5 protein-coding genes are annotated in these 4,168 nt (G+C 63.4%); 4 read left to right on the top strand and 1 reads right to left on the bottom strand.

Annotated elements, in window-relative coordinates; all coding sequences use genetic code 11:
• A partial coding sequence (locus tag ACK6AU_RS31425; RefSeq protein WP_409303625.1) for a sigma-54 interaction domain-containing protein occupies positions 1–1,102 on the top strand: 1,102 nt, incomplete at its 5' end.
• On the opposite strand, the gene ACK6AU_RS31420 is transcribed toward ACK6AU_RS31425, so the two are convergent.
• Complete coding sequence (locus ACK6AU_RS31420; RefSeq protein WP_022639953.1) at positions 1,099–1,464, bottom strand: antibiotic biosynthesis monooxygenase; 366 nt, start codon at positions 1,462–1,464, stop codon at positions 1,099–1,101. The two genes, ACK6AU_RS31425 and ACK6AU_RS31420, sit on opposite strands and share 4 nt — an antisense overlap.
• A gap of 105 nt (positions 1,465–1,569) precedes the next feature.
• Here ACK6AU_RS31420 and soxR point away from each other — a divergent pair, with 105 nt between their 5' ends.
• The 3 genes from soxR to ACK6AU_RS31405 all read left to right on the top strand — a co-directional run.
• Entirely contained in the window at positions 1,570–2,049 is a 480-nt protein-coding gene (soxR, locus tag ACK6AU_RS31415) for a redox-sensitive transcriptional activator SoxR (RefSeq protein WP_022639954.1), read from the top strand.
• Positions 2,050–2,247: 198 nt separating this feature from the next.
• Positions 2,248–2,715 (top strand): VOC family protein, encoded by a 468-nt coding sequence (locus tag ACK6AU_RS31410; RefSeq protein WP_185701028.1) that lies wholly within the window; start codon positions 2,248–2,250, stop codon positions 2,713–2,715.
• A gap of 299 nt (positions 2,716–3,014) precedes the next feature.
• A partial coding sequence (locus tag ACK6AU_RS31405; RefSeq protein ID WP_409303622.1) for a PepSY-associated TM helix domain-containing protein occupies positions 3,015–4,168 on the top strand: 1,154 nt, incomplete at its 3' end.

Genomic DNA, 4,168 nt, shown 5'->3' with positions numbered 1-4,168 from the left:
CAGGCGGCTTCTGACCTCGCCCCCAGCGCCCCCCCTGGCGACCTGGAACCGCGACACTGCCCAGGTGTTCGAGGACCCGAAATCCCAGGCCTTGCTGGCCCACCTGCAGCAGGTGGCGCCCAGCGAGGCCAGCGTGCTGATCATTGGCGAAACCGGGACCGGCAAGGAATTGGTGGCACGGCATATCCACAACCTCAGCGCACGACGCAACCGCCCTTTCGTGGCGGTCAACTGCGGGGCCTTTTCGGAGTCCCTAGTGGAAGCCGAACTGTTCGGCCATGAAAAAGGCGCCTTCACCGGCGCCCTCAGCGCCAAGGCCGGCTGGTTCGAGGAAGCCGATGGCGGCACCTTGTTCCTGGACGAGATCGGCGACCTGCCCATGGCCATCCAGGTCAAGCTGTTGCGGGTGCTGCAGGAGCGCGAGGTCGTGCGCCTGGGATCACGCAAGAGCATCCCCATCGATGTACGGGTGCTGGCAGCCACCAACGTGCAGCTGGAAAAGGCCATCAACGCTGGGAATTTCCGCGAAGACCTGTACTACCGCCTGGATGTGGTCGGCCTGGAGCTGAGCCCGCTGCGCGAGCGCCCCGGTGACATCCTGCCGCTGACCCGGCATTTCATCGAGGCCTACAGCCAGCGCCTGGGCTACGGCAACATCAGCATCAGCCCGCAGGCCGAGCACAAGCTCAAGAGCTACAGCTGGCCGGGCAATATCCGCGAGCTGGAAAACGTCATCCACCACACCCTGCTGATCTGCCGCGACGGGGTCATCGCCGAGGGCGACCTGCGCTTGTCGAACATGCGCATCGAGCGCGCCGACGACGGCCACTGCGGCCCCGACGATTCAGCCGAGGGCCTGTTGGAGCGGGCCTTCCAGAAACTCTTCGCGGAGCAGGCCGGCGCGCTCCATGAAAAGGTCGAGGACGCCCTCTTGCGCGCGGCCTACCGCTTCAGCCACTACAACCAGGTGCATACCGCCAACCTCCTGGGGCTGAGCCGCAACGTCACCCGGACCCGGCTGATCAAGATCGGCGAGCTGGCGGTGAACAAGCGCCGGCCTGCGGACAACCTCAACGAGCGCACCCTGCAGTTGTCGATCTAGCCCGGCAAGTGGCAATGCAAGGCATCGTCATGGCTGCGAGCGATGCTGGTGCGTACCTGGAAGGAGCCGAAGGTCACGGTCTTGGCCTGGTGCGCCAGGATCAACTGCCAGAAGTCCTGCTCGCCACTCTCGAAACGCTGGAACGCCGCCTCGCCGGCCTCGCGGGTTTGCCACTGCAGGTAGTTGAGCACCCGCCGCCCATCGTCGCTGGCCTGCACGCTGGCACTGAGGAAACCGCCGTAGCCCTGGGCCAGCCGTTCGCTCTGCGCTGCCAGGGCCGATACCAGCGCCTCTTGTTGATGAGGCTCGATCTCGAACTCGATCAATTGGGTGAAGCTGCGATGTCTTTCAAAGGCGCTCATGGGTCATTCCCTACTGCGGAAGAGGATCTTGCGGTTGGATATGCGGCAGGGTAAAACCTCTAGTTAAGTAAAGGTCAAGCCCGTTTTTCACTTTTGGCGCCCTCGATGATCGATCACGACACCATCCACAAGGAACTCACCGTCGGCCAACTGGCCGCCCGCAGCGGAGTAGCGGTCACCGCGCTGCATTTCTACGAAACCAAGGGGCTGATCAAGAGCCAGCGCAACCAGGGCAATCAACGCCGTTATCCGCGCTCGGTATTGCGCCGGGTAGCGCTGATCAAGGTGGCCCAGCGCCTGGGCATTCCCCTGGCGGAGATTGGCCGGGCCCTGGCCACCCTGCCCGATGACCGTGCGCCCAGCGCCGCGGATTGGCAGCGCTTGTCGGAGCAATGGAGCCGCGAGCTGGACGCCCGCATCCAGCAACTCACCCTGCTGCGCGAACGCCTGAACCTGTGCATCGGCTGCGGCTGCCTGTCGATGCAAGGCTGTCCGCTGCGCAACCAGGGCGACTATCTCGGGGAAACCGGCCAGGGCGCCCGCCTGCTGGAGCCCGATGCGCCCAGCGATGACCTGGCGCCCTAGGCACGTCGAGACGGCAACCGTCGGACCGAAAGATCCGCCCTCAAGGCTCACGGGGATTGCTGGGCCAGATCCCTGGGCAAATTGCCGAAGGCTACTACCCGAACTGCACCTCGTCGGCCCATCCCGGTCCTGCAACATTGCGGGTATAGAGTGAAAGTGCTCGATCCACCGCCCATAACAAGAGCAAGGAGCCCCATCATGAGCGTCAAACCCATTCCCGAAGGCTTCATTGGCGTCACTCCCTACCTGGGTATCCGCCAGGCCGCCGAAGCCATCGAGTTCTACCAGAAGGCCTTCGGCGCCGTACAAACCCTGCGCCTGGACATGCCCGATGGCAGTGTCGGCCATGCCGAGCTGCTTATCGGCGGCGCGCCCATCATGCTCGGCAGCCCTTGCGAGGAGACGCCGATGGGCAGTCCCGAAGCCCACAAGACCTCGGTGGGCCTGCATCTGTACGTCGAAGATGTCGACAGCTACTTCGCCAGGGCGATTGCCGCCGGGGCCAGCGAAGCGGAACCGATCAAGGACCAGTTCTATGGCGACCGCAGTGGTGCCCTGCGCGATCCTTTCGGACATGTCTGGTTCATCGCCACCCGCAAGGAAAACCTGACGGTCGAGGAGATCAACCGGCGCGCCGTAGCGCTGTTCCAGCAACAGTCGCAGTGATCCCTCCAGCGCCTGCGCCTTTCGCGGCTGGCGCCAGAGAATTGCCGGCCCCCGTGGCCGGCAATCCCGCCTCAGCATCGGCAGGCCGGTATCAGCCGATCCACAAGTCGTCCCGGTTCTGTCCTCCAAAAGGCTCCGTAACATTTACTTTCACATCCATCTTCGGGATTTACGATTCTCATTCGTCTTAATTAGATGCAGCAGGCTGCGTTGGCCATGGCCCCGCCCAGCGTGAACCACGCCAGGCCCGGACCAGGGTTCCAGTGCCGCTCCACTCCTCGAATCAAGACGTCCATTCAATGTCGAAGAAATCCCGCTCAAAAATCTGGTTTCTAGTGCACAGCTGGCTGGCACTGCCCATCTGGTTCTTCGTGCTGATCGTCTGTGTCACTGGCACCCTGGCAGTGGTCAGCCAGGAAATCGTCTGGCTGGCCAACCCCGATGTCCGTGCCAGCAAGCCCACCGATGATGCCCAACCGCTGAACTACGATCAGATCGTCCAGGCCATCCAGCGGGCCGAGCCCCAGACCCGGGTGGACACCATCAGCACCCCGGATGAAAGCCATTTTGCCTTGAGCGTCAACGTCACTTATCCGGACGGCCGCTCACCCACGCTGTACGTCAACCCCTATACCGGAGCGATCCAGGGCGCGAGCCCGGACTTCGACTTCCAGGCCTTCACCCGCGCCCTGCATGGCTGGTGGCTGGTGCCCTTCACCAACGGCTACAGCTGGGGCTGGTACCTGGTGTCGTTCCTCGGCGTACCGATGCTGATCTCGCTGATCACCGGCCTGGTGGTCTACAAGAAGTTCTGGAAGGGTTTTCTCAAGCCGACCCTGCGCCTGCGCCATGGCGCACGGATCTTCTGGGGCGACTTCCATCGCCTGAGCGGCATCTGGTCGATCTGGTTCATCGCGGTGATTTCCATCACCGGTATCTGGTTTCTCATTCGCGCGATCCTGGGCGACAACCACATCAGCATCTCCAGCGAACCCATCGTCCCGGTGATCGCCCGGGAGCAGGTGCCGGTCAGCACCGACGGCAGCCCCGCGCCGATGATCAGCCTGGAACAGGCCATCGGCACCGCCACCCAGAAGATTCCCGGGTTCGACATCAGCTTCGTCAGCTTGCCGAGCAATGCCTATAGCCACCTGTACGTGGGCGGGCGCGGCTGGTATCCACTGATGTTCCAGACCGCCAACATCAATCCCTACACCGGCTCCCTGGACTCCTCGTACCTGCTGGGCGACCGCTCCACCCTGGAGTTCGTCACCGAGTCCATGCGCCCACTGCACACCGGTGACTTCGGCGGGATCTGGGTCAAGCTGATCTGGTTCTTCTTCGGCCTGGTGCTGAGCATGATGGTGCTCAGCGGCCTGCTGATCTGGACCAAGCGCACCGCCCTGGCCACCGCCAACGCCCTCAAGCGCGAGGAAAAGGCCACCCGTGCGCG

Origin of the sequence: Pseudomonas sp. KCJK8993 (assembly GCF_046230915.1) — a bacterium.
Classification (GTDB): Bacteria; Pseudomonadota; Gammaproteobacteria; order Pseudomonadales; family Pseudomonadaceae; genus Aquipseudomonas; species Aquipseudomonas piscis.
Note: the sequence above shows the minus strand (reverse complement) of the source record. Positions and strands in the feature narration are given on the sequence as shown.